At 64.7% G+C, this 1709-nt stretch carries 2 protein-coding genes; both read right to left on the bottom strand.

Features of this window, described 5'->3' with window-relative positions:
* A partial coding sequence (locus tag VGD20_RS20415; RefSeq protein WP_331136204.1) for an SAM-dependent methyltransferase occupies positions 1–325 on the bottom strand: 325 nt, incomplete at its 3' end.
* Positions 326–327: 2 nt separating this feature from the next.
* Entirely contained in the window at positions 328–1545 is a 1218-nt protein-coding gene (locus VGD20_RS20410; protein WP_331136203.1) for a DUF3419 family protein, read from the bottom strand.
* Positions 1546–1709 lie beyond the last annotated feature (164 nt).

Raw genomic sequence — 1709 nt, 5'->3', positions numbered from 1 at the left:
GATCGAAGCCGGTCGCGTCGCCCTGTGCGACGCTCACGCGCCGCGTCAGCCCGGCACGGGCGATCGACGCACGCGCCGTCTTCAGCATCTCTTCCGAAATGTCGATGCCGTGGAAATGCGCGCCGGGCCAGCATCGCGCCGCGGCGATCAGGTTGCGCCCGGTACCGCAGCCGATTTCGAGCACATGCCCGCCGACCGGCGGTGCCAGATCGTCGATCAGCCGGTCGCGCCCGAGCAGATAATATTTGCGCGTCAGGTCATAGATATGACGCTGGCCGCGATACACGCCATCCATCAGCGCGGCATGCCCCTCCCCCGCCGCCATGATCAGTCTTTCAATATATAGAGATGGACCCCGCCATAGATCGCCGAGCGGTCACGCCGCGTATAGTCGAGCGATTCGGCAGCGCGATAATCCCAGCGATCGAGCAGCGCATCGGGAAGCCGTCCCGGCAGCAGGCTCGGCTCGGCCGCGGTGCGGAACAGCACGCGAGCGCCGGGCCGTGCGGTGCGCGTGACTTCGCCCCACAGCGCGGCCAGCTGCGCATCGGTCATCCAGTCCTGGGCGTCGAGGAAGATATAGCGATCGAAGCTGGCATCGCCGGCCGAGGCGAGCATGTCGGTCATGTTCGCGTGGAGCATCGTCACCCGTGCGGCGCGGGCCCGGACCGCGTCATAACTGGCGGCCTGCAGATAGGGCGGCAGCGACGCGACAGTTCCCTTGCCATAGCCGCGCCCGAACGCCTGCCATGCGAAATAATTCTCCTCGAGCGGAAAATCGCACGCGAGCTTTTCGAGCCGTGCGCGCAGGACGTCGGCCATCGGCTTGCCGCCTGCAAGCGCATCATATTGCGCCGGCGGAATGCCGAGCCCGAAAAGCGACGAACGCTGGTCGGTGACCCAGCGGATGAACTTGCGATCGAAGAAGGGTGCGAATTTTTCCTCGAAGATCGCGCGCTGCTCCTCGACCGTTTTTGCCGCGAGGAACTGGCGCGGATCGATGCGGTGCATCCGCGCAACGAGATGCGCGAGCCCGATGAAGCTGCCGAGCAGCCCGCGCTTGTAGAGGCCGTGCGCAAAACCGTTGATGCGCCGCCGCCCCGCAAGGTCGCGTCCCTCCCAATACCGCCGGCTCGTCTCGTCGAGATGCGGACGGACGAAGGCACGATAGTCCGCGATATTCAGGCTGTTGTCGGCGTCGGCAAAAAAACGGTGCAGGCTGGCATGATCGGGCAACCGCTGGATCGCCACGCGCTTGAGGTTGTTCAGCGCGACATGCGCGGTGTTGAGGTCGACCGCGACGATCTCTGCCGGATCGGCGACGAGATAGGAAAAGACGTTGCAGCCGCCGCTCGCGATCGTCGCGATTCGGTTGCCGGGCTCGATCGCCAGTGCCTCCATGTCGACGACCGGGTCCTCCCATATCTGGGCATAGACCAGTCCCTTGAAAGCAAAGGAGAAAGCGCGGTCGAGCAGGCGCTGCTTACGCGCGCCATCCTCGCGGACGACGGCGGCGGCGATCTTGCGATTGGGTAGGCTTGCCATGCGAATGGATTCCCCGGACAATGTTGATCCGGGGCCGCCCATGACAGGCTTTCATGCCATTCCCGTGCCGGTTCGATGACAATCCGGCGACAGCATCAAAAAAGATGCGTCGCCGGACCGGCGTCAATCGAGGCAGTAACCCTCGCCGTCCTTGCCGATCAGGC

Source organism: Sphingopyxis sp. (assembly GCF_036402335.1).
Classification (GTDB): domain Bacteria; phylum Pseudomonadota; class Alphaproteobacteria; order Sphingomonadales; family Sphingomonadaceae; genus Sphingopyxis.
This window is presented reverse-complemented; position numbering and strand designations above follow the sequence as displayed.

Coding starts and splice junctions, on each gene's coding strand:
- VGD20_RS20410 (WP_331136203.1), bottom strand. CDS start 1,545: ATGGCAAGCCTACCCAATCGCAAGATCGCCGCCGCCGTCGTCCGCGAG.